The sequence below is a fragment of the Micromonospora endolithica genome (genome assembly GCF_003626595.1).
In the GTDB taxonomy this organism is placed as follows: Bacteria; Actinomycetota; Actinomycetes; order Mycobacteriales; family Micromonosporaceae; genus Micromonospora; species Micromonospora endolithica.
The window spans coordinates 21,475-43,565 of the sequence record NZ_RBAK01000021.1; the positions used below are offsets into that span (position 1 = coordinate 21,475).

The 22,091-nt window shown below is 73.3% G+C and carries 19 protein-coding genes; 10 read left to right on the top strand and 9 right to left on the bottom strand.

The window, feature by feature from the left end; all coding sequences use genetic code 11:
• Positions 1 to 12: 12 nt before the first annotated feature.
• The gene (locus tag D7223_RS30845) at positions 13 to 1,338 is read right to left on the bottom strand and encodes an ABC transporter substrate-binding protein (RefSeq protein ID WP_120732961.1); all 1,326 of its coding nucleotides are present in this window, start codon (positions 1,336 to 1,338) and stop codon (positions 13 to 15) included.
• A gap of 282 nt (positions 1,339 to 1,620) precedes the next feature.
• Here D7223_RS30845 and D7223_RS30850 point away from each other — a divergent pair, with 282 nt between their 5' ends.
• Genes D7223_RS30850 through D7223_RS30865 form a run of 4 tightly spaced genes read left to right on the top strand, consistent with a single transcriptional unit; the run spans position 1,621 to position 6,780 of the window.
• Positions 1,621 to 3,627, top strand: a complete 2,007-nt coding sequence (locus D7223_RS30850; protein WP_120732963.1) for a beta-galactosidase — start codon at positions 1,621 to 1,623, stop codon at positions 3,625 to 3,627.
• 36 nt (positions 3,628 to 3,663) lie between these two features.
• Positions 3,664 to 4,440 carry a DeoR/GlpR family DNA-binding transcription regulator gene (locus D7223_RS30855; RefSeq protein WP_120732964.1) on the top strand — a complete coding sequence of 259 codons (777 nt, stop codon included), beginning with the start codon at positions 3,664 to 3,666 and terminating at the stop codon, positions 4,438 to 4,440.
• 58 nt (positions 4,441 to 4,498) lie between these two features.
• Positions 4,499 to 5,767 (top strand): multidrug effflux MFS transporter, encoded by a 1,269-nt coding sequence (locus D7223_RS30860; RefSeq protein WP_147252576.1) that lies wholly within the window; start codon positions 4,499 to 4,501, stop codon positions 5,765 to 5,767.
• Positions 5,768 to 5,823: 56 nt separating this feature from the next.
• Positions 5,824 to 6,780 carry a sporulation protein gene (locus D7223_RS30865; RefSeq protein ID WP_120732967.1) on the top strand — a complete coding sequence of 319 codons (957 nt, stop codon included), beginning with the start codon at positions 5,824 to 5,826 and terminating at the stop codon, positions 6,778 to 6,780.
• A gap of 76 nt (positions 6,781 to 6,856) precedes the next feature.
• Here the strand turns inward: D7223_RS30865 and D7223_RS30870 are convergent, their stop codons facing one another.
• Positions 6,857 to 7,264 (bottom strand): hypothetical protein, encoded by a 408-nt coding sequence (locus D7223_RS30870; RefSeq protein ID WP_120732969.1) that lies wholly within the window; start codon positions 7,262 to 7,264, stop codon positions 6,857 to 6,859.
• 154 nt (positions 7,265 to 7,418) lie between these two features.
• Positions 7,419 to 9,461: a glycerophosphodiester phosphodiesterase family protein gene (locus D7223_RS33800; RefSeq protein WP_238162300.1), complete on the bottom strand. Its 2,043-nt coding sequence runs from the start codon at positions 9,459 to 9,461 to the stop codon at positions 7,419 to 7,421.
• A 175-nt stretch (positions 9,462 to 9,636) separates the two neighbouring features.
• Between D7223_RS33800 and D7223_RS30885 the strand changes: the two genes are divergently transcribed.
• Positions 9,637 to 10,050, top strand: coding sequence for a hypothetical protein (locus D7223_RS30885; RefSeq protein ID WP_120732974.1), 414 nt, complete (start codon positions 9,637 to 9,639; stop codon positions 10,048 to 10,050).
• A gap of 65 nt (positions 10,051 to 10,115) precedes the next feature.
• On the opposite strand, the gene D7223_RS30890 is transcribed toward D7223_RS30885, so the two are convergent.
• The 3 genes from D7223_RS30890 to D7223_RS30900 all read right to left on the bottom strand — a co-directional run bounded on the left by D7223_RS30890 (position 10,116) and on the right by D7223_RS30900 (position 14,838).
• A complete protein-coding gene (locus D7223_RS30890; protein ID WP_120733095.1) occupies positions 10,116 to 12,335 on the bottom strand; it encodes a HelD family protein in 2,220 nt (739 codons plus the stop codon).
• Positions 12,336 to 12,609: 274 nt separating this feature from the next.
• Positions 12,610 to 13,704, bottom strand: coding sequence for a LolA family protein (locus D7223_RS30895; protein WP_120732976.1), 1,095 nt, complete (start codon positions 13,702 to 13,704; stop codon positions 12,610 to 12,612).
• Between the two features lie 108 nt (positions 13,705 to 13,812).
• Complete coding sequence (locus D7223_RS30900) at positions 13,813 to 14,838, bottom strand: sodium:calcium antiporter (RefSeq protein WP_120732978.1); 1,026 nt, start codon at positions 14,836 to 14,838, stop codon at positions 13,813 to 13,815.
• 140 nt (positions 14,839 to 14,978) lie between these two features.
• On the opposite strand from D7223_RS30900, the gene D7223_RS30905 reads away from it, so the two are divergent.
• A complete protein-coding gene (locus D7223_RS30905) occupies positions 14,979 to 15,635 on the top strand; it encodes a response regulator transcription factor (RefSeq protein ID WP_120732980.1) in 657 nt (218 codons plus the stop codon).
• A gap of 56 nt (positions 15,636 to 15,691) precedes the next feature.
• Positions 15,692 to 17,026 (top strand): sensor histidine kinase, encoded by a 1,335-nt coding sequence (locus D7223_RS30910; RefSeq protein WP_120733097.1) that lies wholly within the window; start codon positions 15,692 to 15,694, stop codon positions 17,024 to 17,026.
• Positions 17,027 to 17,030: 4 nt separating this feature from the next.
• On the opposite strand, the gene D7223_RS30915 is transcribed toward D7223_RS30910, so the two are convergent.
• Both D7223_RS30915 and D7223_RS30920 read right to left on the bottom strand, forming a co-directional pair.
• Positions 17,031 to 18,695: a tetratricopeptide repeat protein gene (locus tag D7223_RS30915; RefSeq protein ID WP_120732982.1), complete on the bottom strand. Its 1,665-nt coding sequence runs from the start codon at positions 18,693 to 18,695 to the stop codon at positions 17,031 to 17,033.
• A gap of 47 nt (positions 18,696 to 18,742) precedes the next feature.
• Positions 18,743 to 19,207, bottom strand: a complete 465-nt coding sequence (locus tag D7223_RS30920) for a MarR family winged helix-turn-helix transcriptional regulator (protein WP_186832246.1) — start codon at positions 19,205 to 19,207, stop codon at positions 18,743 to 18,745.
• Positions 19,208 to 19,253: 46 nt separating this feature from the next.
• Here D7223_RS30920 and D7223_RS30925 point away from each other — a divergent pair, with 46 nt between their 5' ends.
• Together D7223_RS30925 and D7223_RS30930 are read left to right on the top strand one after the other, a co-directional pair.
• Positions 19,254 to 19,775, top strand: a complete 522-nt coding sequence (locus D7223_RS30925) for a VOC family protein (RefSeq protein ID WP_120732983.1) — start codon at positions 19,254 to 19,256, stop codon at positions 19,773 to 19,775.
• 56 nt (positions 19,776 to 19,831) lie between these two features.
• Positions 19,832 to 20,728 (top strand): hypothetical protein, encoded by an 897-nt coding sequence (locus D7223_RS30930; RefSeq protein WP_120732985.1) that lies wholly within the window; start codon positions 19,832 to 19,834, stop codon positions 20,726 to 20,728.
• Here the strand turns inward: D7223_RS30930 and D7223_RS30935 are convergent.
• A complete protein-coding gene (locus D7223_RS30935; protein WP_120732987.1) occupies positions 20,697 to 21,215 on the bottom strand; it encodes a potassium channel family protein in 519 nt (172 codons plus the stop codon). The genes D7223_RS30930 and D7223_RS30935 overlap by 32 nt on opposite strands.
• Positions 21,216 to 21,492: 277 nt before the next feature.
• On the opposite strand from D7223_RS30935, the gene D7223_RS30940 reads away from it, so the two are divergent.
• Positions 21,493 to 22,074, top strand: a complete 582-nt coding sequence (locus D7223_RS30940; protein WP_147252575.1) for a hypothetical protein — start codon at positions 21,493 to 21,495, stop codon at positions 22,072 to 22,074.
• Positions 22,075 to 22,091 lie beyond the last annotated feature (17 nt).

The following is a 22,091-nucleotide window of genomic DNA, read 5'->3' on the forward strand; positions in this document are numbered from 1 at the left end:
CTCTCGCCGTCGTCAGTCGGTGAAGATCGACTTCTTCTGGTTCTCGATGCTGTTGGTGAGCCCGTCGATGTCGGCCGGTTCCTTGATGAACTGCTGGAGCGCCGGGATGATCACCGTGGAGGCGAAGTCGGGGCGGGTGTCCCGGTCGAGGAACTGGGCGATCTCGGTGGCCGAGCCGACCAGTTCGGCGGCCTTCTTCTGCAGCGCGGTGTAGCCGCTGGTGTCGGCCTCGGTGTTGGCCACCAGCGTGCTCGGGTCGTTCTTGATCACGATGTCCGCGGCGGCCTTGTTGCCGACGTACTCCAGCAGTTTCTTGGCGTTGTCCTCCTCCTTCGGCCGGCGGGCCAGCATGTAGCCGTCGATCGGCGCGTCCAGGGCCTTGGCCCCGATCGCCGGGTCGATCTCGGGGAAGGTGAAGAAGTCCAGGTCGTCCTGCTCGTCGTTGTTGAACTGCTGGCCGACGAAGAGGCCGAGCAGGTACATGCCGCTCTTCTTCTGCTGCAGCGACTGGGCCGCCTCCTGCCAGGTGCGCCCGAGGGCGTCCGGCTGGTGCAGCGGCAGCAGGCCACGCCAGGTGTCGAAGACCTTCTTCACCTTGTCCGAGGTCCAGGACTCCTTGCCGGCCATCAGGTCGATGTGGAACTGGTAGCCGTTGATGCGCAGGTTGAGGATGTCGAAGGTGCCCATCGCCGGCCAGCCGTCCTTGTCGGCGAAGGCGATCGGGGTCAGGCCGTCCTTCTTCATCTGCGCGGAGAGCGCGGTGAGCTGGTCGAGTGTGGTCGGCACCTGGTAGCCGTTCTGCTGCCAGACCGACTTGCGGTAGAAGACCGCCCACGGGTAGTACGTCGACGGCACGAAGTACTGCTTGCCGTCGTCACCGGTGGAGGCCTTCTTGAAGGCGTCCGACTGGCCGGAGATCTTGCCCCAGACGTCGCTGAGGTCCCCGGCGAGGCCCCGGGCGGCGAAGAAGCGCATCCGGTAGCCGGCGAACCACATGAACACGTCGTCCGGCTTGCCCTGCAGGTAGTTGTTGATGTTCTCCTGGAACGTGTTGTGGTCGACCGTGTTGACCCCGACCTCGATCCCCGACGACGTCTTGAACCCGTCGACGACCTTGGCGATCACGTCCTTGGGCTTCGGGTCGGACTGGTTCGACCCCAGCGACACGGTGTTGCTTCCGGACCCGCCGGAGTCGGAGTCGCCGCAGCCGGCGAGCAGGCCGGTGCCGAGCAGGGCGCCGCCGGCGGCCCCGGTGAGCACCGAGCGGCGGCGCAGGCCGGCGACGGACGGGGGTACGAGCCGAGCCAGGTACTCGGCTTGGGTGCGGGGACGGGACATGGTGCCTCCTGCGGATGAAGAGGTGCGCTGCGCCCGAGGGCCGTCAGGGGAGTGGCGGTGCCGGCCGTCCGTGATCACACATTCGGATCCATCGGGAATCCACATTGGCAAACACGAACTGCCAGTGGCGCCTGAAACTACTCGTCCTCGGGGCGCTGTCAAGAGGGTGGTGATGACCCGATAACCCCGTCGTGACAAGGATGTAATGAGGTAAACGTTGGAAAGCGGGTGGATGTTGGAAACTGTTGACTTGACTTCCCGATCGGGGCACGCTCTCCAGCCATGCGGCGATGGCAGGGCGACCGGATCTGGTTCGGCGCCGACTACAACCCGGAGCAGTGGCCCGAGGCGACCTGGGCCGAGGACGTCGAGCTGATGCGCCGCGCCGGGGTCAACCTGGTGTCGGTCGGCATCTTCTCGTGGGCCCTGCTGGAGCCGGCGCCCGGCGAGTACGAGTTCGGCTGGCTGGACCGCGCGATCGACGTACTGCACGGCGGCGGCATCGCGGTCGACCTGGCCACCGCCACCGCCAGCCCGCCACCGTGGCTCGCCCACCGGCACCCCGAGACGCTGCCCCGGCGGGCCGACGGCGCCATCCTCTGGCCCGGCGGCCGGCAGGCGTACTGCCCCAGTTCGCCGGTCTTCCGGCAGCGGTCGCTCGCCCTGGTCGAGGCCGTGGCCGGCCGGTACGCCGCGCACCCGGCGGTGGTCATGTGGCACGTGTCCAACGAACTGGGCTGCCACAACGTGCACTGCTACTGCGACGTGAGCGCGGCGGCGTTCCGCGACTGGCTGCGCGCGCGGTACCGCGACCTGGACGGCCTCAACGACGCCTGGGGCACCGCGTTCTGGAGCCAGCGGTACGGCGACTGGGCCGAGGTCAACCCGCCCCGGCTCGCCCCCACCTTCGCCAACCCCACCCAGCAGCTGGACTTCCTGCGGTTCTCCTCCGACGAGCAGCGGGCCCAACTGCGCGCCGAGCGGGCGGTGCTGGACCGTCTGGTCCGGCAGCCGGTCACCACGAACTTCATGATCGGCACCGGCATCAAGTACCTGGACTACCACTCCTGGGCGTCCGACGTGGACGTGGTCGCCAACGACCACTACCTGACCGCCGCCGACCCGGACTCGCACCTCGGGCTGGCGCTCGCCGCCGACCACACCCGGGGGGTCGCCGGTGGTGACCCGTGGCTGCTGATGGAGCACTCCACCAGCGCGGTCAACTGGCAGCCGCGCAACGTGGCGAAGACCCCCGGCCAGCTGCGCCGCAACAGTCTCGCCCACGTCGCCCGCGGTGCCGACGGGGTGCTGTTCTTCCAGTGGCGTGCCTCGCGCGCCGGCGCGGAGAAGTTCCACTCCGCGCTGCTGCCGCACGCCGGCGTCGACACCAAGGTCTTCGGCGAGGTCTGCCGGCTCGGCGCCGACCTGTCCGCCATCGCCGAGGTGACCGGCAGCCGGGTCGACGCCGAGGTGGCGATCCTGTTCGACTACGAGGCGTGGTGGGGCGTCGAGCTGGACTCGCACCCGAGCGTCGACGTCACCTACGCCGACCGGCTGAACGCCCTGCACGGCGCGCTGTTCCGGGCCGGCGTCACCGCCGACGTGGTGCACCCCTCGACCGACCTGGGCCGCTACCGGCTGGTCCTGGTCCCGACCCTCTACCTGGTCCGCGACGCGCACGCCGAGGCGCTGCGCGGGTACGTGGCGGCCGGCGGCACCGCGCTGGTCACGTACTTCAGCGGGATCGTCGACGAGCACGACCACATCCGGCTCGGCGGTTACCCGGGGGCGTTCCGGGAGCTGCTCGGCGTGCGTACCGAGGAGTTCTTCCCGCTGCGGGCCGGCGAGCGGGTCCACCTCGACGACGGCGGCACGGCCGACGTGTGGACCGAGTGGCTGCACGCCGAGGGCGCCGAGGTGCTCGCCGCGTACGCCGACGGGCCGTTGCCGGGCGTGCCGGCGCTGACCCGGCACCCGGTGGGTCGGGGCGCCGCCTGGTACGTCGGCACCCGGCTGGACCGCGCCGGCACCGACGCGCTGGTGGCGCGGCTGGTGGCCGAGTCCGGCGTCCGCCCGGCCGCCGACGTGCCGGCCGGTGTGGAGGTGGTCCGGCGCCGGGACGGCGACCGCAGCTGGCTCTTCGTGGTCAACCACACCGATGACCAGGTACGGGTGGACGTCACGGGTACCGAACTGCTCACCGGGGCGGCGTGCGCGGGTGGGCTGGCGGTGCCCCCCGGCGAGGTGGCCGTGGTCCGCGAGGACGTCGCCCGCCCGGCAGCGGACTGAGCCGCTACCCTTCCCCACGTCCGCGAAGGAGGTTCGATGCTCGCCCAGCAGCGGCAGACCGCCATCCTCGACCTGATCCGGCAGCGCGGCGGCGTCCGCGTCAGCCACCTGGTGAGCCGGTTCGGGGTCTCGGACATGACCATCCGGCGTGACCTTGAGGTGCTCGCCGAACGGGGCCTGGTCGACAAGGTGCACGGTGGTGCGACCCTGGCCGGGCCCGGGTCGGCCGAGGAGCCCGGCTTCGCGGCCAAGTCCATCCGCCAGCGGGCCGAGAAACGGGCCATCGCCGAGCGGGCGGCCGCCCTGGTCGAGCCCGGCATGGCCATCGCGCTGTCCGCCGGCACCACCACCGCCGCCCTGGCCACCCTGCTCGCCGACGTACGGGGACTGACCGTGGTGACCAACTCGATCCCGGTCGCCGACGCGCTCTACCAGAACCCGCGCGCCGACCAGACCGTCGTGCTCACCGGCGGCATCCGGACCCCGTCGGACGCGTTGACCGGCCCGGTGGCCGAGGCGGCGATCGCCACGCTCAACGTGGACCTGCTCTTCCTCGGCGTGCACGGAATGAGCCCGCGGACCGGTTACACCACCCCGAACCTGCTGGAGGCCGGGGTCAACCGCTGCCTCATCCACGCCGCGCGGCGGCTGGTGGTGCTGGCCGACCACACCAAGTGGGAGACCATCGGCATCGCCACCATCGCCCCGCTGGAGGAGGCCGACCTGCTGGTCACCGACGCCGGCCTGCCCGCCGAGGCGCGCAGCCAGCTCGGCGACCAGGTCGGTGAGCTGATCGTGGTCGACGCCGGCTGACGCCCGCCCGCCGGAGGTCACCCTGCGCGGTGCCGCTGGCGGGACTAGCGTGCCCCAGGTGACGCAGCCGCAGGTCCAGTCGCCGTCGACGCCGCAACCCAACGGTCGGCCGGCGCGTACGCCGTCCATGGTGGCGCTGGTGCTGCTGGCCGGGGTCGGCCCGTTCGCCACCGACGCCTACATCGCCGCCCTGCCCGAGCTGCGCCGTTCCCTGGACACCAACGCCACCGTGGCGCAGCTGTCGCTGACCGCGTTCATCGTCGGGGTGGCCGCCGGCCAACTCCTGCTCGGTCCGGTCAGCGACGTTCGGGGACGGCGGGGCATCGTCGTCGCCGGCACGCTGAGCTTCACGCTGCTGTCGGTGGTCTGCGCGCTCGCCCCGACCGGCGGGATCCTGGTGGCGGCCCGGCTCGGCCAGGGGATCGCCGCCGGCGCCGGGGTGGCGCTGTGCCGGGCCATGGTGACCGACGCCTGGCAGGGCACCCAGGCCGCCGCCCGGTTCGGCACCATCGCCTCGGTGACCTTCCTCGGTCCGGTCGTGGCACCCGCGGTCGGCGGTGTGATCCTCGAACACGGCAGCTGGCGTACCGTCTTCGGCGCGCTAGCCGGGCTGGGGCTGACGATGGTGGTGGCCGCGGTCGTCGGACTCCCGGAGACGCTGCCCGCGCACCGCCGCCAGGCGGGCGGCCCGCGCGACGCCGTGGCGCGGATGGGCGAACTGCTGCGCGACCGGACGTTCCGGTCCCACCTCGCCGTGCTGTGCCTGGCGATCGCCGGCTTCTTCACCTACATCGGCGGGTCGTCGTTCGTGTTCCAGACCGCCTTCCGGGTGGACGAGTTCCGCTACACCCTCATCTTCGCCACCAACGCCGCCGGCATGGCCGGGGCCGGACTGCTGTTCCGGGTGCTGGTCGGGCGGCTCGGGGCCGCCCGGCTGCGGGCCGCCGGAGTGGCCGTGTCCACCGTGGCCACCCTCGCCCTGCTGGTCGTCGCCCTGGTCGACCGCCGTGCCGAGGCGCCGCTGGTCGTGCCGTGGGCGCTGCTCGGCGTCGTGGTCACCGGGATGGGCCTGACCCTGCCGGCGACCACCGCGCTGGCGCAGGAGGCGGGGCGGCGCTTCGCCGGCACGGCCGCCGCGCTCCAGGGCGGCCTGGGCTTTCTCGCCGGCGCGGTGGTCACCCCGCTGACCGGAGTCCTCGGGTACACCACCCTGCTGCCCATGGTGGCGGCCATGGCGGTGTTCTTCGTGGCGGCGTCCGGCGGGCTGGTGCTGTCCGCCCGGCGTGGCGGCGGCGTCTCACAGGCACTTCACAGGGCATCTGGATAGGGTCCGCGAAGCGACCCGTTCCAGAGCGGAGCGGGGAACGGTTCCCGGGAGTTTCGATGGTCTTCAAGAAGATGCTGAGCGCGTTCGGCGTGGGCGGTCCGAGCGTGGACACCGTCCTGACGAACCCGAACACCCGACCCGGCCTGACCCTCGACGGGCAGGTCAACCTGGTCGGCGGCGACGCGCCGGCGAACATCGAGCAGGTCGTGATCGGACTGGTCACCCGGGTCGAGATCGAGGGCGGTGACCACGAGTACTCCGGCGTCATGGAGTTCCACCGGATGCCGGTCAGCGGCCCGCTCCAGCTCGCCCCGAAGCAGCAGTTGTCCATCCCGTTCCAGCTGCCGGTGCCGTGGGAGACCCCGATCACCGACGTGTACGGCCAGCGCCTGCACGGCATGACGATGGGGCTGCGCACCGAGCTGGCCATCGCCCGCGCGGTGGACAAGAGCGACCTGGACCAGGTCAACGTGCACCCGCTGCCGGTGCACGAGCGGATCCTGGAGGCGTTCCAGCGGCTCGGTTTCCGCTTCAAGCACGCCGACCTGGAGCGCGGTCACATCCGTGGGACCCAGCAGACGCTGCCGTTCTACCAGGAGATCGAGTTCTTCGCCGCGCCGCAGTACGCGTCGGTCATCAACGAGTGCGAGCTGACCTTCGTGACCGGCCGGCAGGGCGTGGACGTGATTTTGGAGTGCGACAAGCGCGGCGGGTTCCTCAGCGCCGGGCACGACGTGATCGGTCGCTACCAGGTGTCGCACGCCGACGTCGACCGGGTCGACTGGGCACAGGTGGTGGACGGCTGGCTCAAGGAGACCACCTCCCGCTACGGCGGCCTGCGGTCGCAGGGCTTCGGCAACCCGTACGCCCAGGGTCACGGCCACCGGCGCGGACCCGGCATGGGCGGCATGGTCGCCGGCGCGGCGCTCGGCGTCGCCGGCGGGATGGTGGCCGGCGAGATGATCGAGGACGCCTTCGAGGGCGGCGACGACTTCGGTGGCGGCGAGGAATAACCGGCGCGGCACGCACGACGCTGCCCTCCGGGACGGATCCCGGAGGGCAGCGGTGTGTTCACACGGTGCGCGCCCGTCAGTGCCGGGCCTTGCGCTCCTCGTCACTGCGGAAGTTGCTGCCGGCCTTGGCCAGACCCCGGCTACCCAGGTAACCGATGGTCAGCAGCGTGATCATGAACCAGGCGTTGTCGGCCCGGAAGATGTCCACACCGACGGAGTTCTGGCCGACCACCTGCGACGCGGCCAGGACACCGATGACCGCCGCGATGTAGACCCAGAACTCGGTGGAACGCAGCGACGGCTTGGTCTCGGTGCCAGGTGCCCGTACCGCGTCCCGGTGGCCGTCCTGCACCATCGGTACCGGCCGGGTGGGCGTCTCCATGGCCGCGCGGTCCATGGCGCCGCGATCCTGCATGGCGTTCCGGTTCTGCATGTCGGCCGTCGGACGGTTCATCGGCCGGGTGGAAGCAGCCTGCGTGCTCATCTGGTCCTCCTAGGATTTGATGAGTCCCCCGCCCCGCTACCGCGTGTCGGCCACGGCACGGTTCGCGTTCCTGCCGGGGGCACCCTGCGACTACCCGGCCGGCCGGGGGCAGTAACCCCACCCCCGGCCGGGATCCGTCGGGCCCGTCCGTCGCTCAGCGCAGGCCGTTGCGCACGGCCACCCGCACCAGCAGATCCGGGTCGTCGGTGATGATCCCGTCGACCCCCAGGTCGATGACGCGCTGCATGACCGCCGCGTCGTTGACGGTGTACGGGATAACCTTCAACCCGTACCGGCCCTGAAGGGCGCGCACGTCCGGTCCGTGGAAGTACGCCGGGTTCTGCCGCAGGTACCAGTCGGCGGACGCCACGGTGCCCTGTGCCGGGTCGTGCACCTGCCAGTTCGCCGAGACGGTCCCGGCGCCGGCGGCCCGGGTCAGCCGGCCCAGGTCCCGGTACCGCCACCAGTCCAGGCCGGCGGTCCACGGGCTGCGTACCGTCGGGTTGTCGTAGACGGCCCGCAACGAGCACTCGTCGGCCAGGCTCGCGCACTCGGCCGGGCCGTACTGCCACACCAGCGCGACGGTCCCGATCCGCCGGTTCAGGTCGCGGGCGTAGGTGATGGTCCGCCAGTCGAACGACTGGATGGTGGCCCGCCGCTCGAACCCGCCCCGCTCGATCGCGCGCACCAGCTTGCGGGTGAAGCTCCGGTACGGCGCGGTGTCGTCCACCACCGGGCTGATCTTCGTCTCGATGTTCAGCCGGACGTCGTCCCGGCCGCTGGCCCGGACCAGCGCGAACACCTCGTCCAGGGTGGGGATGCGGGCACCCGGGGCGGGCACCTGGTCGGGTGCGTCCGCCGGCACGACCGAGCCGCAGTCGATGGTCTTCAGCTGGGCCAGGGTGAGGTCGTGCACCCGCTTGCCGACGTACGGGAACTCCCGGTCGCCCGGCCACGCCGGCGCGGTGTCCACGCAGTGCGAGCCGTTGACGGTGCGGTCGTGCAGCACCACCAGGTGCCCGTCGGCGCTCACCCCGGTGTCCAGCTCCAGGGTGGAGACGGCCGGGTTCTCCAGCGCGTGCGCGAACGCGGGGAGGGTGTTCTCCGGGCGGGTGGCCCGGCCGCCCCGGTGCGCCTGCACGTCGAACGGCGACGCGTACGCCCGGGGCAGCGCCATCCGGCGCTGCGCGAGCAGGCCGCGCAGCCGGTCCGGATAGTCGGTGATCAGACCGTCCACACCGTCGTCGAGCAGCTTGGCCATGGTCGGTACGTCGTTGACCGTCCAGGGCACGACCTTGATCCCGTGGCGGTGCGCGTGGGCCACCATCTCCGGGGTGACGTACGGGCGGTAGCCCGGGTCGGTGACGGTGCCGTTCTGCGGGAAGCCGTGCACCGGGGAGAAGGTGGTGGCGCCGAAGCTGCGGATCGCCCGGATCGGGTCGCCGCCGAAGTCGTCGATGTCCAGGCCGCCCAGCCACGGTGACGCACCCGGCTGCCCGGTCTGCAGGAAGTCGTAGTTGGTCAGCGCGACCAGCGGCAGGCGCGGCTCGACCTGGCGCATCCGCTTCAGCGCGCCCCAGTCGAAGCTCTGGATCGTCACCTGCCTCAGCAGCCCGGCGGCACGGATCTCGGCGGCGGTGACCTGCACGAACTGCTCACGCGGGGCGGTCTCGGTCGGCGCGCCGGCCTCCACCTTGGTCTCCACGTTGAGCGTCACGTCGTCCGCCCGGTAGCGCTTCACCAGGGCGAACACCTCGCGCAGCAGCGGCATCCGGGCACCGGGCACGGCGAGTTGACCGGGCCGGTCGGTGAGGGTCCGGGTGCCGCAGTCCAGGGTGCGGACCTGGGCCAGGGTCAAGGTGTTGACGTACTTCCCGACGTACGGGAACTCCGGGTCGCCCGGGGTGGCTGGTGCGGTGTCCAGGCACTTGGCGCCGCTGACCCGGCGGTCGTGGGTGACCACCGCCTGTCCGTCCTCGGTGATCTGCACGTCCAGTTCCAGCGTCCGTACCCCGAGTTGGAGCGCGTTGCCGAACGACGCGAGGGTGCTCTCCACCCGCAACCCGAGGCCGCCGCGGTGGGCCTGTAGGTCGAATGTCCGGTCCGGTCGCGGCTTCGCCTGGGTGGGCGCCGCGATCCCGGCCGTCACGGTCGCCACCACCAGGGCGGCGACGGCGGTACGGCGTACGATGTGCACGCTTTCGTCCCTCCGGGGGCGGGCGGTTCCCGCCGACCCGCCGGACAGCATGAGCGGCGGTCACGGCGCGCGGGCGACCCGTGGGAGACCTCCCGGTGAACGCGCCGGTGCGGGTTTGCCCGGCCGGGGGTCGGGCACGCTCAGGTCACCGACGAGTTCTGCGAGGTGGTTCCACGTGCGTGAGGACGACATGCGAGCCGACGCCGCCCGGCGGGCCGAGGACCGGATCGCCGGCGGGATCTACGGCGAGGGTGCCCTGGACGAGGTGACCGTGCCCCAGACCGACGTGCAGCGGGTGCTCCAGGACGCCGATCCGGACGACCCGGCGCACGTCCCGATCGATCCGGAGGTGCTGCGTGACGGCGGCCCGACGCGTGGTCAGGGCGCGGTCACCACGACCGGTGGCACCGCCGGTCCGGCCAGCGTGCGCCGGCTGGCCCGCCAGCCGGAACGGAACCGGGACACGGTCGCCCCGACCACCACCGGCGACGCCACCACCGGCGGCCTCAGCACCCCGACCGGCGGCAGCACCAGCGACCAGTCCACCCACGCCCCCGACCCCGTCCGCAGCCCCGACCCACCTCAGTGATCATGGGATTGACGGGTGCCAGGAAGATCGAAGCACCCGCTAATCCCATGATCGACCAGGCGGGGTCAGGTGGGGCGGAGGATGCCCAGGCGTTTGGTGGCTCGGGTGAGGGCTACGTAGAGGTCGCTTTTTCCGCGCTTGGACTCACTGACGATCTGGTCCGGGTCGGCCAGCAGGACGGCGTCGAACTCCAGGCCCTTGGCCTGGGCGACGGTCAGCACCACCACCGTGCTCTCCAGTTCCGGGTGCTCGCCGACGGCGGCCTCGGGCAGGGCGGCGGCGAGCGCGGCGCCCAGCTCGTCGACCCGGCCGGCGGGCACGATCACGCCGAGCCGGCCGTCGCCCAGGTCGGCCGCCTCCCGCGCGGCGGCGTCCACCAGCTCCGCGGCGAGCCGGTCCGACGGCACCGCCCGGTCCCACGGTGGCGTGCCGCCGACCCGCACCGAGCGCGGCGGGCGCAGCGCCGGGTCGATCTGGGCGAGCACGTCCGCGGCGACCGCCATGATCTCGGCCGGGGTGCGGTAGCTGACGGTCAGCTCCTCCAGCCGCCACCGCTGCGCCACGTACGGCTCCAGCGCGTCGGCCCAGGACGGGGTGCCGGCCAGCGCGCCGGTCTGCGCCACGTCGCCGACGATCGTCATCGACCGGCTGGGGCAGCGGCGCATCAGCAGCCGCCACGCGAGCGGCGACAGTTCCTGCGCCTCGTCCACGATCACGTGGCCGAACGCCCAGCTCCGGTCGGCCGCGGCACGTTGCGCGGTGGTCAGCCGCTCGGCCTCCTCCTGCCGTTCCAGCAGCCGGTCGGCGTCGATGAGGTCGGTGACGCCGAGGATCTCGCCGCCCTCGGCCTCGTCCTCCACGTCGATCGAGCGGGAGCCCCGGGCGATCTCCAGCACGCCCTCGGCGTACTCCCGCTGGAACGCCCGGATCCGCTCCCGCCGGGCCTGCGCGGCGCGGTCGTCCTCGCCCAGCAGCTCCGCCGCCTCGTCCAGCAGCGGCACGTCGGCCGGCGTCCAGCCGCTCTCCGCGCGAAGCAGCAGGGCCCGCTCGGCGTCGGTCAGCGCGGGCGCGGCGGCGGCGATCCGGTCCGGGTCGGCGAACAGGTCGGCCAGCAGCCGCTGCGGGGTGAGCACCGGCCAGAGCTGGTCGAGTACGGCGCGTACCTCGGGCTCGTCACGCAGCTCCCGGCGGATCTCGGCGACGTCGGCCTCGTCGAGCAGGTTCTCCCCGCCGAGCGGGTCGGCGCCGATCCGTTCGGCCACCTGGTCGGCGAGGGCGTGCACGATCTCGATGTCGAACACGGCGCGGGCCAGGTTGTGCGGCCGTCCGGAGCGGCGGGCGCGGTCCCGGGCGGCCCGCGCGGTCTCCGGGTCGAGCCGCAGGATCTCCCGCTGCGGGAGTTCGATCTCCAGGGGCTCGTCGGGCACCCACTGCCGGTCCCGGACGGCGGCGGCCAGCACGTCGACCATGACCGGCTGACCCTTCAGCGCCGCCGTGCCGGCCGGCTCGGTCCGCCGTGCGTCGACCCCGGGGAACAGGTCGGCCGGGGTACGCAGCAGCACGCCGGTCTCGGCGAGCGTGGGCAGCACCTGGGAGATGTAGCGCAGGAACGTCGCGTTCGGGCCGACCAGCAGCACGCCCCGGGTGGAGAGCTGCTGCCGGTGGGTGTAGAGCAGGTACGCCGCCCGGTGCAGCGCGACCGCGGTCTTGCCGGTGCCCGGCCCGCCCTGCACCACCAGCACGCCGGGTAGGTCGGCGCGGATGATCCGGTCCTGCTCGGCCTGGATGGTCTCCACGATGTCGCGCATCCGGCCGGTCCGGCCGGCGTCCAGCGCGGCGAGCAGCGACGCCTCGCCGGTCAGTTCCTCGTGCGCGGTGGGTGAGGCGGTGGCGATGTCGAGCACCTCGTCGTTGAACCCGGTGACCTTGCGCTGCCGGGTGCGCAGGTGCCGCCGGCGGCGTACGCCCTGGGGGTTCGCGGCGGTGGCGAGGTAGAAGGCGCGGGCTGCCGGCGCCCGCCAGTCCATCAGCAGCGGGTCGTAGTCGCCGGCGGTGTCGAAGATGCCGATCCGGCCGATGTAGTGGCGACCGCCGTCGTCGGTGTCCAGCCGGCCGAAGCAGAGGCCACTCTCCACCGCGGAGTACTGCTCGACCTGGTCGGCGTACATCCGGACGGCGCTGTCCCGTTGGGACCGCGCCTGGAGGGTGCCGCCGGTCGCCCGCAGTTCCCCGGTCAGCCGCCGGGCGGCCTGCTCGCGCAGACCGTCCAGCCGGTCGTAGAGCATCGAGACGTACTCCTGCTCGCGGCCGATCTCGTCGTCGGTCGGCGCGGCACCGGGACCGTCGGAGTGCCTTGACAAGCCGTCTCCCAATTGGTTAGTCTCTTTCAAAGAACGGCCATCGAGCCGTTCTTTTTTGTTGCCTGAACTGAGAAAGATACCGCCCGCTGTCGTGCCGGACCAGGCCGGCCGGGCGAGTCCGCGGCCACGGCGCGCCGGTCCGGGCACGACAGCGGGGGCCCGCGCCGACGCGCGGACCCCCGACCGGTGTGGTCGTCGTTCAGCCCCGGGCGACCTCGTACAGCCGCTCCGGGGTCACCGCGCCGGCGATCAGCCGCCCGTCGTCGGTCAGCAGCGCGGTCACCAGCTTGCTGGTGAACAGCCGGCCGCTGCCCCAGTCACCCTTGACCTCCGGAAGGCCGCCGAGCAGCGCCGCCACGTCCGGTCCGTCTCCGGCCGCGGCAGGCTTGTCCGCCGTCGGGACCGCGCCGTCGGTCCGCGCGACCACCACGGTGGTCCAGCCCTCGCCGACGGTACGCACGTCGGGGCGCTTCCCGTCGGCCGGCTCCGCCCGCTCGCCGGTGGGCCTCGGGGTGTCCTTCTGCTCGGTCACCTTCACCCCGGGTGGCGGGTTGAAGCTGAACTGGTCGGCGTCCGGCCGGGCGTAGGACACCTGGGTGAACGCCATCTCGAACGCCGGCGAGTCGCTGCCGTCGGCGAACACCTCGAACCGCAGCGGCACGTGCTCCTTGGCGTCGATCGCGATGCGTACCTGGTTGACCAGCGAGGCGGCGTCGCGCGGCGCGACCACCAGCTCGTACGCGTCCCGCCCGGCCACCGTGGCGGCCCGGCCGACGCTCACCTCGGTGGTCGGGTCGATCGCCCGCAGCGCCTGGTCGGCGGCCTCCTGCGGGGTCGCCGGCAGCTCCGGGGCGGTGCGCTGCCCGGCCTCGGCGGGCAACGTGCGGTGGGTGGCGGTGTTGCTGCGGCTGTTCCAGGTCCACACGTCCCGGCCGTTGCGGACGATGTCCTGCTGGCCGAGGGTGTCCAGCAGGGCGACCCGCTGCTTGTCCGGGCCCGAGTGCCACACCCGCAGGGTGTGCGTACCGGTCAGCAGGGTGGTCAGCTCGTTGCCGCCGACCAGCCCGACGACCGGGGGCAGACCCAGGTCGGCGCGCTGTACGACGGTGCCGGACAGCCCGTCGAGGCGGGACGTCTGCAGGTCGACCAGGAGCTGGGCGGCGGTCCGGGGCGGCAGGGTCGGCTCGGCCTGGGCGGCGAACGTGCCGATCGCGGCACCTCCGCCGACCACGGTCACGGCGGCGGTCAGCGGGACCAGCCAGCGCAGGACGGGACGGGACTTCAGGACGGACATGTGAGCACCTCCGGGGACCATCCTGCCGGTTCGACACTGTGAACGTGCTGAGGAAAGCCCCTAGGGGCGGGAGCCTACGGGTGGCACCCGGCCGGCGGGCCGGCTTCCTCAGCCGGGCCGGATCAGCAGCAGGACGACGGTGGCCAGGTAGATGAGCGGGATGGCGGCCCCTTCGAAACCGATTCCCCGCCGTTCCCGGATGATCAGCCCGGCCGCGAGCGTGGCGGTCATCAGCGTGGTCATCCCGGTGAACAGCAGTCCCGACAGGTTCGCCTCGGAATAGATCGACCCGGGTCGGTAGGTGGCGTCGGCGAGGAAGATCATCAGCGCGTCGAAGGCGTTGCCACCGAGGATGTTGCCGATGCCGAGCGTCAACGCCCCGATCCGGATCGCCGCGATGAGGGTGATCAGTTCCGGCAGGGAGGTGAGCGCGGTGGTGAGCGTGAAGCCCACGAAACCACTGGGCAGACCCGAGGCCGCCACCACGCCGAGCCCGCCCTGACCGATGAGGAAGCCGGTGGCGGCCACCACGGCGGCCAGCGCGGCCAGCCGGAACCACAACCGGCGGACGCTCACGCCGGAGTTCGTGTTCGCCGGCACGTCCTGACGGGTGTCGCTGGTGTTGCGGGCGAACCACATCGGTTCCCGGCGCAGCCGGCGCAGCAGCACCAGACCGTACAGGTAGATGACGGGGATCAGCAGGCTCGCGGGATGCACCCAGAGGATGGCGAGTTTCGGCGTCGCGTACGCCACCACGGGCAGGCAGAGCAGCGCCACCAGCACGAGCGCCTGCAGCACGTTCTCCAGCGACGCCGCCGCGTGTTCGATGTTCGACCGGCGGTAGAGCAGGTCGGCGATGGCCAGCCACACCGTCTGCACCGCGATGCCACCGATCGGGTTGGCGAGGGCGAACTCGGCGTCCTGCCGTACCGAGCCGATGATCGTGGTGGCGATGCCGGGCAGCGAGGTCACCGCGCCGAGCAGCAGGGCGCCGGCCACCGCCTCGCCCATCCCGGTCCGGTCGGCCAGTTCGTCCGCGGTGCGGGCCAGCGCCGAGCCGGCGAACAGGATGGCCACCAGCGCGGTGAGCAGCGCGATCACGCTGGGTACGAGTGGCCAGGTGCCGGCGATCATGCGGCGTCCTCCAGGGGCGGTCCGGAAGCAGGGGCACGTTCCCCCTCACCCGTACCCACCGGGTCCGACCCGACTCCTCCGGCCGGGGACGCCGCGCCCGACCTGATGGCGAATTGGTCCCCGGGTGGCACCCTTGAGCGGTGCGGTTGCTGGTGGTGGAGGACGAGTCCCGGTTGGCGTCGGCGTTGCGGCGCGGCCTGGCTGCGGAGGGTTTCGCGGTGGACGTCGCGGACAGCGGTCCGGCCGGGCTGGACGCCGCCCGGCACGGCGGCTACGACGCGATGATCCTGGACGTGATGTTGCCCGGCCTGTCCGGCTACGAGGTGGTGCGCCGGCTGCGCGCCGAGGAGCACTGGCTGCCGGTGCTGATGCTGTCGGCCAAGGACGGCGAGTACGACCAGGCCGACGGGTTGGACTGCGGCGCGGACGACTACCTCACCAAGCCCTTCTCGTACGTGGTGCTGCTGGCCCGGCTGCGGGCGCTGTTACGCCGTGGGGCGCCGGAGCGGCCCACCGTGCTGGTGGCCGGCGACCTGACACTCGACCCCGCCCGGCGGCGGGTGACCCGGGCCGACGCCGAGGTGGCCCTGACCGCGCGCGAGTACGCGCTGCTGGACTACCTGATCCGCCGGGCCGGCCAGGTCGTGTCGAAGACCGAGTTGCTCGACCACGTCTGGGACGCCGGGATGGAGACCGCCCCGAACGCCGTCGAGGTCTACGTCGGCTACCTCCGCCGCAAGATCGGCCGGGAGCGGTTGGAGACCGTCCGCGGCGCCGGCTACCGCCTGGCGACATGAGCGGCGGCCCGTTGGCGGCGCGGCTGCGGGCGGGCCTGGGCCTGCGCGGGCGGCTCATGGTGATCGGCGTCCTCGGCGTCTCGGCGGGGTTGGTCGCCGGCGGGTTGGTGCTGCTCGGCGTGCTCGGTTGGGCCCTGGATCGCACCGTCGACACCGATGCCTTCCGGACCGCCGACGCGGTCGCCCTGCTGGCCGCCGAGGACGCCCTGCCCGACCCGCTGCCGGTGGCCGGCGGGCAGGTCCGGGTGCAGGTGGTGGACGCGCGGGGCCGGGTGCGGGCCGCCTCGATCGACGCCGACCGGCTGGTGCCGATGGTGCGCCCGGAGCGGATCGACCGGGACGCCCGGACCCGGCTGACCGTGCCGGGGGAGCGGGTCGGCCTGACCGGGCCGGTGCGGGTGGTGGCCGTGCCGGCGGGGACCGCCGCCGACCCGCTGACCGTGCTGGTCGCCCGGTCGCTGGGTGACGTGCGGCAGAGCGCGCACGTGGTCCGGACGGTGCTGCTGGTCAGTTTCCCGCTGCTGGTGCTGGTGCTCGCGCTGGTGGCCTGGCGGGTGGTGGGCGCGACGCTGCGGCCGGTGGAGGCGCTGCGCCGGGGTGCCGAGGAGATCACCGGGTCGGACCGGGGCGGGCGGCTGCCGGTGCCGGCGTCGCGGGACGAGATCCACCGGCTGGCGGTGACCCTGAACGGCATGCTGGACCGGCTGCGCTCGGGGCGGGACCGGCAGCGGGCGTTCGTCGCCGACGCCGCGCACGAGCTGCGCAGCCCGCTGGCGAACATGCGGACCGAGCTGGAGGTCGCCCAGCGACTGGCCGATCGCACCGACTGGACGGCGGTGTCGGCCGACCTGCTCACCGACGTGGAGCGGCTCAGCCGGCTCGTCGACGACCTGCTGCTGCTGGCCCGTACCGACGAGGCGCCTCCCGCCCGGGCCGCCGGGCCGGTCGAGCTGGGCGGACTGCTGGCCGCGGTGGCCGCCCGGTACCCGGCGGTCGAGGTGGTCGACCCGGCGACGCCGCTGTGGACCGTCGGGGACGCCGACGAGCTGCGCCGGATCCTCACCAACCTGGTCGACAACGCGGTCCGGCACGCCCGCTCCCGGGTGGTGCTGGGCGCCGGGCCGGACGGGGCGTACCACCGGGTGACGGTGACCGACGACGGGCCGGGCATCCCGGCCGCGGACCGGGAGCGGGTGTTCCGTCGGTTCGCCCGGCTGGACCCGGGCCGGGATCGGGACGCCGGCGGGGCGGGCCTGGGCCTGGCGATCGTGCGCGAGCTGACCCGCCGGGCCGGCGGCCGGGTCCACCTCGGCGACGCCGAACCGGGCCCCGGGCTGCGGGTGGACGTGCTGCTGCCGGTCCTGCCGCGGCCGGACGACGGCGACCGCTGACCGGTCAGCGGCGCCGGGTGCAGACCTCCTTGCTGCGGGCGATCGACTCGGCCGACCAGACCACCGCGACGGTGAAGCAGTAGTCGGTGTTCCGGTCGAGGTTGTAGACGACGAACTCGGCGGTGCCGGCGGGCAGGTTGGCGAACGCGCTCGTGGTCTGCCCGGCCCGGCCGCCGGAGATAACCACCGGGCCCTCACCGCCGGCCGGATAGGTCCACCGCAGCACCACGCTGTCCCGGTTGTCGCGCAGGGTCAGCCCGCCGGGCGGGGTGCCGGGCGAGGCGGGCCCACCGGTGGTCGGCGCGGCGGACGCGGTGGTCGCCGCCGGCGCGGCGCCGGTCGGTGCCGGCGGGCCGCTGGCGGCGGGCACCGCCGGGTCCTCGTCGGAGTCGAAGCGGGACACTCCGGCGACCACCGCCGCCGCGCCGAGCAGCACCACCGCCACCCCGCCGGCGACCAGCGGCAGCATCCGGTTGCGCGGCGACGGGGGCGCGCGGTGCACCGGCACCGGCAGCAGTCGCGAGGGGGTGTACGGCGTGTCGGTCGGGGTCGGGGCGGCGTGGTGGCGGATCCGGTGCACGCCGTCGGCCTCCTCGGTGCCGGCCAGCGGCACCACCGACGGGGGGACCGGGTCCTGTTCGGGTGGCCACCAGTCCCGCTCGGCGGCATCGGCGTCCGTCACCCCGGAACGGGCCGGACCGGTGCCGGCCGCCCCGATGTAGGTCGGGCCGGGGTAGCTCGGGTCGTCGTACGCCGGGTCGGGGTGGGCGGGTCCGGTGGTGGACGGGTCGTCGACCGGCTGGCGCGGCGACGGCACGGTGTGCGGGTGCTCGGTGTGCGGCGGCGGTGGCTCGGCGGGCCGGTAGCCGGCCTGGGAGGGGTGATAGGCGTACGGCTCGCCGGGTCCGTCGCCGAGCGGTGGGGTGCGCGCGGTGGGCACGATCGGGGTGTCCCGGTCGACCGGGGTGGCGTCGGCGCAGACGTGGTCGGGGTTGGCGGCGGCTCGGGCCAAACCGGCCACCTGCGCGGCCAGGGGGTCGGCGGCCGGCAGGTGCTGCCGGCACAGTTCCCGGGCCAGAGCCAGGTTGTCGTGCGCGTCGGCGAACTGCCCGCAGTCGCGCTGCATCGCGCCGAGCCGGGCGAGCATCTTGATGCCGCTGGGGTGCCCGTCGCCGTACACCTCGCGGTGCAGCTCCCACGCGTCGGTGAGCCGGTCCCGGGCGACCTCGCACTGGCCGCGCGCGTACTCCACGGTGGCCAGGTCGGCGTGCGCGGCGAGCACCCGCAGCGACTCCGGCCCGTCCAGCGCGGTCAGTTCGATGATCACCTCCTGGTAGAGGCGGGCGGCGCGGGACCAGCTACCGACCCGGTGCAGCACCGCGGCGAGGGTGGCGGCGGCGGCGATGGTGCGCTGGTCGGAGCGGCCGTGCAGCCGGGTGGTGGCCGCGTACGCGAAGGCGGCCCAGCCCCGCGCGGAGTGCGGTTCGCCGAGCGCGACCAGGACCCGCGCCTGGAGGCTGGCGGCCTCGGCCAGCTCCGGTGTGGCGTTGGCCGGGCGCGGGTCGGCCTCGGTCAGCGCGTCGGCCAGGAGCCGCTGGGCGCCGGCGAGGTCGCCGGAGGACACCAGGTGGTGCGCTTGGTCAGTCAGGTCACCGAAGCCGGAGGGCACGCCCCATCGTGCTCATCCGACGACGGTAAGTACAAGACCCGCGCCGGTCAGGTTTCCCGTAGATGGTCGACAAGTGCCTCGCTGATCCGGCGCAACTGGTCGACCTGGGCCGGGCTCAGCGGGTCGAACAGGTGCCGTCGTACGCCCTCGACGTGGCCGGGCGCGGCGGCCGCGAGGGTGGCGTGGCCGGCGTCGGTGAGCCGCGCGACCTGCCCGCGCCGGTCGGTGGGGCAGTCCTCCCGGCGGACCCAGCCGGCGGACTCCAGCCGGCTCACCGCGTGCGAGAGGCGGCTGCGCGACGAGCCGCTGGCCTCGGCGAGGTCGCTCATCCGCAGTTGCCGCCCGGGTGCCTCGGAGAGGCGGACCAGGATCTCGTAGTAGGCGTGCGGGATGCCGGCGTCACGCTGCAACTCGCGGTCCAGCGTCTCCATCAGCGCCCGGGAGGCGGTCAGGAACGCCCGCCAGGTGCGCTGCTCGTCCGGGTCCAGCCAACGGGTCATGACGGCGATCATACGCCATTTAGTTGAACGCTCAACAAAATCGCGCTACCGTCGGGGCATGGGCATCCACCGTCTCAACCACGCCGTTCTCTACGTCAGCGACCTGGCGCGCAGCGTCGCCTTCTACCGCGACGTGCTCGGCTTCCGGCCGGTCGCGATGACCCCGGACGGTTTCCGGGGCGCCACCTTCCTCCAGGCGCCGGACTCCACCAACGACCACGACCTCGGCCTGTTCGAGATCGGCGCCGGCGCGGGGCGTTCCACCGCCGGCCGCGCCACCGTCGGGCTCTACCACCTGGCCTGGGAGGTGGACACGCTCGACGAACTGGCCGCCACCGCGCAACGCCTCACCGCCGCCGGCGCGCTGGTCGGCACCTCCGACCACGGCACCACCAAGAGCCTCTACGGGCAGGACCCAGACGGCCTGGAGTTCGAGATCGTCTGGCTGGTGCCGGCCGACCGGCTCGACGACGCCGCCCTCGCCGCCCGCAAGCGCATCGGCCGGCTCGACCTGGCCGCCGAGCGGCAGCGCTACGGCGGCCAGACCCGGGGCGGCATCGGCATCTCCGTACCGGCCTGACATCCCGGTCGCCCTCCGCCGGCCCGGGTGGCCCCCGGGTGCGGTAGACAGACAGCATGCCGACCGACGCCGTCCTGCGTGAACTGCTCGTCCGACACCTGGAGACCTGGTTGCCGGGTGTCGCGCACCGCGCCCGGCGGGCCACCGTCGCCCTGGCCTACGCGGGCGACGACGCCGGGACCGCCGAGGCCGCCCTGGCCGCCGTCGCCGAACACGCCGACCGGCTGCGCGGTCGACAGCTGACCGTGGTGGTCCTCGCCGACGGTGGCACCGAGCTGGCGGCCCGCCTGGGTGCCGCCGAGGCGGCCCTGCCCGGCGAGGTCGCGGTGCACCTGGTGCCCGGTGGACCGGACCGGTTGCCGGTCGCGCTCAAGGCGGCCGGCGCGGCGGGCGCGCCGCTGCTGTCGTACGTGGACGGGCCGGTGGACGCCGCGGTGCTGCGCGCGGTGGCCGGCGGGCGTCCGGCCGAGGTGCTCCTCGCCTCCGCCGGCCCGGCCCCCTCGACCCGGCCGGCGCTCACCGATGCGGGCTTCCCGCTGGTCGCCGAGGTCGACCTGGTTCCCGCCGACGGGCCGGCGCGGCGGCTCACCCTCGGCACCGGCTTCGACCGGAGCCTGGAGGCGTTCAAGGAGACGCTCTGGGCGGTCGACGAGTACGCCGGGGTGCGCTACCGCGACCCCGCCGACCCGGCCGGCCGGGTGGTGGACATCGCCGCCGACCCGGAACCCGGTCCGCTACGCCGGGAACTGCTCGCCGAACTGGCCCGCTCCGGCCCCCGTACGGTCACCGAGCTGCGCCGGTACGCGCTCACCGGCACCGTCTACCGGGCGTCCGACGCGGTCCGCGCGGTGACCGGGCTGCTCGCCTCGGGCGCGGTGACCCGCGACCCGGAGCACGGCCGGCTCGGTGGTGACGTGGTCATCACCGCCGCAGCGCCTCGGTCAACTGCCTGACCACGATCGACGCCCCGGTGGCGAGCACGCCGATGCTGAAGACCATCTGGGCGCAGACCGCCACCCGGGCCACCTGGCCCTGGGCGTGCACGTCGCCGTAGCCGATGGTGGTCAGCGTGGCCAGGGCGAAGTAGAGCGCGTCGATCCGGGTGGTCAGGTTGACGAACTCCCCCGGTGCGCTGCGGGCGATCACGTAGTCGGCCAGGGCGAAGGACAGCAGCCCGGCGACCAGGGCGACGGCCAGCCGGATGAGCGCCCGTACCTCGGGCTCTCCGGTCGGGGCCTCGGCGGCGAGCTGCCGGCGTACCTGGCCGGTGACCAGGGCGGCGACCACGGCCACCAGCAGCAGGGTGCTGGCGCTGCGCAGGACCAGACGCAGGCCGTTCGGATCCGGCTCGACGGGGACCACGAAGTACGCCACGACCAGCAGCAGCGCGGCCGACAGCCCGTTTCGACGCGCCTGCCGACGGGACCGGTCTCGGGTCATGCGGCGATTCTCCGCCGCCGGCGCGGTGCGATGCGGCCGATCGGGAAAGCCGGCCGACCGCACGACGCCGGTGCGCGTTCCTCCCGGGGGGTCGGCTCTTCCGCGATCGGCCGTGAGGTGCAGTTATAGCGAACACCGAGGTATGAGGACGGCATTAATAGCACATTGGGATCTACCACCGAATTCGAATCGCTGCGAGGCTGCCTTCAGCCCGCGACGGCATCCACTATGGCCTTTCATGTCGCGGGAAATCGTCCGAACAGGAAAGGGTTCCGTGATGCATTCGACGAATCGACGAATCGTGCTGGCCGCCACGGCCGGTGTCGCCGGCGCCGTGCTGGCCGCCGGGCTTCTCGCCGTACCGGCTCAGGCCGCTCCCGCCGGGGCGCTGTCCGTCGTGCTGACCGACGGCGAGCCCGAGATCGAGGAGGCGGAGGTCACCAGCCTGGTTCCCGACGGGGCCAAGGCCGGTGACGTCCTGCGGGTCCGGGACGCCGCCACCGGCAACATGGGCTACTACCAGGTGGTGAACACCCGCGACTTCAGCGCGATCCTGATGGAGACGGTCAAGGGTGCCGCCGCCGGGGCCGCCAGCGCCGCCGGGGCCGTACGGGTGCTCGGCGACGACTCGGGTGCCGCGCTGCTGAAGATTCCCGCCTCGGTCATCGGCGCGGGGTTCGGTGGTCTGGGCGGAGCCGTGACCGGCCTCGTGGACGTCATCTTCAGCCCGGGTCAGGAGCTGATCCTCCTGCAGGACAGCACCACGCTCATCCGCGACGGCGCCACCTTCTTCGACGTCCCGGGACAGTCCGTCCCCGGCGTGGGTGTCGTGCCGATCGACCAGAACCTCCTGCCGTGACCCGCCCGGCACCGGAC

Coding starts and splice junctions, on each gene's coding strand:
- D7223_RS30845 (WP_120732961.1), bottom strand. CDS start 1,338: ATGTCCCGTCCCCGCACCCAAGCCGAGTACCTGGCTCGGCTCGTACCC.
- D7223_RS30850 (WP_120732963.1), top strand. CDS start 1,621: ATGCGGCGATGGCAGGGCGACCGGATCTGGTTCGGCGCCGACTACAAC.
- D7223_RS30855 (WP_120732964.1), top strand. CDS start 3,664: ATGCTCGCCCAGCAGCGGCAGACCGCCATCCTCGACCTGATCCGGCAG.
- D7223_RS30865 (WP_120732967.1), top strand. CDS start 5,824: ATGGTCTTCAAGAAGATGCTGAGCGCGTTCGGCGTGGGCGGTCCGAGC.
- D7223_RS30870 (WP_120732969.1), bottom strand. CDS start 7,264: ATGAGCACGCAGGCTGCTTCCACCCGGCCGATGAACCGTCCGACGGCC.
- D7223_RS30890 (WP_120733095.1), bottom strand. CDS start 12,335: ATGCTCTACGACCGGCTGGACGGTCTGCGCGAGCAGGCCGCCCGGCGG.
- D7223_RS30895 (WP_120732976.1), bottom strand. CDS start 13,704: ATGTCCGTCCTGAAGTCCCGTCCCGTCCTGCGCTGGCTGGTCCCGCTG.
- D7223_RS30900 (WP_120732978.1), bottom strand. CDS start 14,838: ATGATCGCCGGCACCTGGCCACTCGTACCCAGCGTGATCGCGCTGCTC.
- D7223_RS30910 (WP_120733097.1), top strand. CDS start 15,692: ATGGTGATCGGCGTCCTCGGCGTCTCGGCGGGGTTGGTCGCCGGCGGG.
- D7223_RS30920 (WP_186832246.1), bottom strand. CDS start 19,207: ATGATCGCCGTCATGACCCGTTGGCTGGACCCGGACGAGCAGCGCACC.
- D7223_RS30925 (WP_120732983.1), top strand. CDS start 19,254: ATGGGCATCCACCGTCTCAACCACGCCGTTCTCTACGTCAGCGACCTG.
- D7223_RS30930 (WP_120732985.1), top strand. CDS start 19,832: ATGCCGACCGACGCCGTCCTGCGTGAACTGCTCGTCCGACACCTGGAG.
- D7223_RS30935 (WP_120732987.1), bottom strand. CDS start 21,215: ATGACCCGAGACCGGTCCCGTCGGCAGGCGCGTCGAAACGGGCTGTCG.
- D7223_RS30940 (WP_147252575.1), top strand. CDS start 21,493: ATGCATTCGACGAATCGACGAATCGTGCTGGCCGCCACGGCCGGTGTC.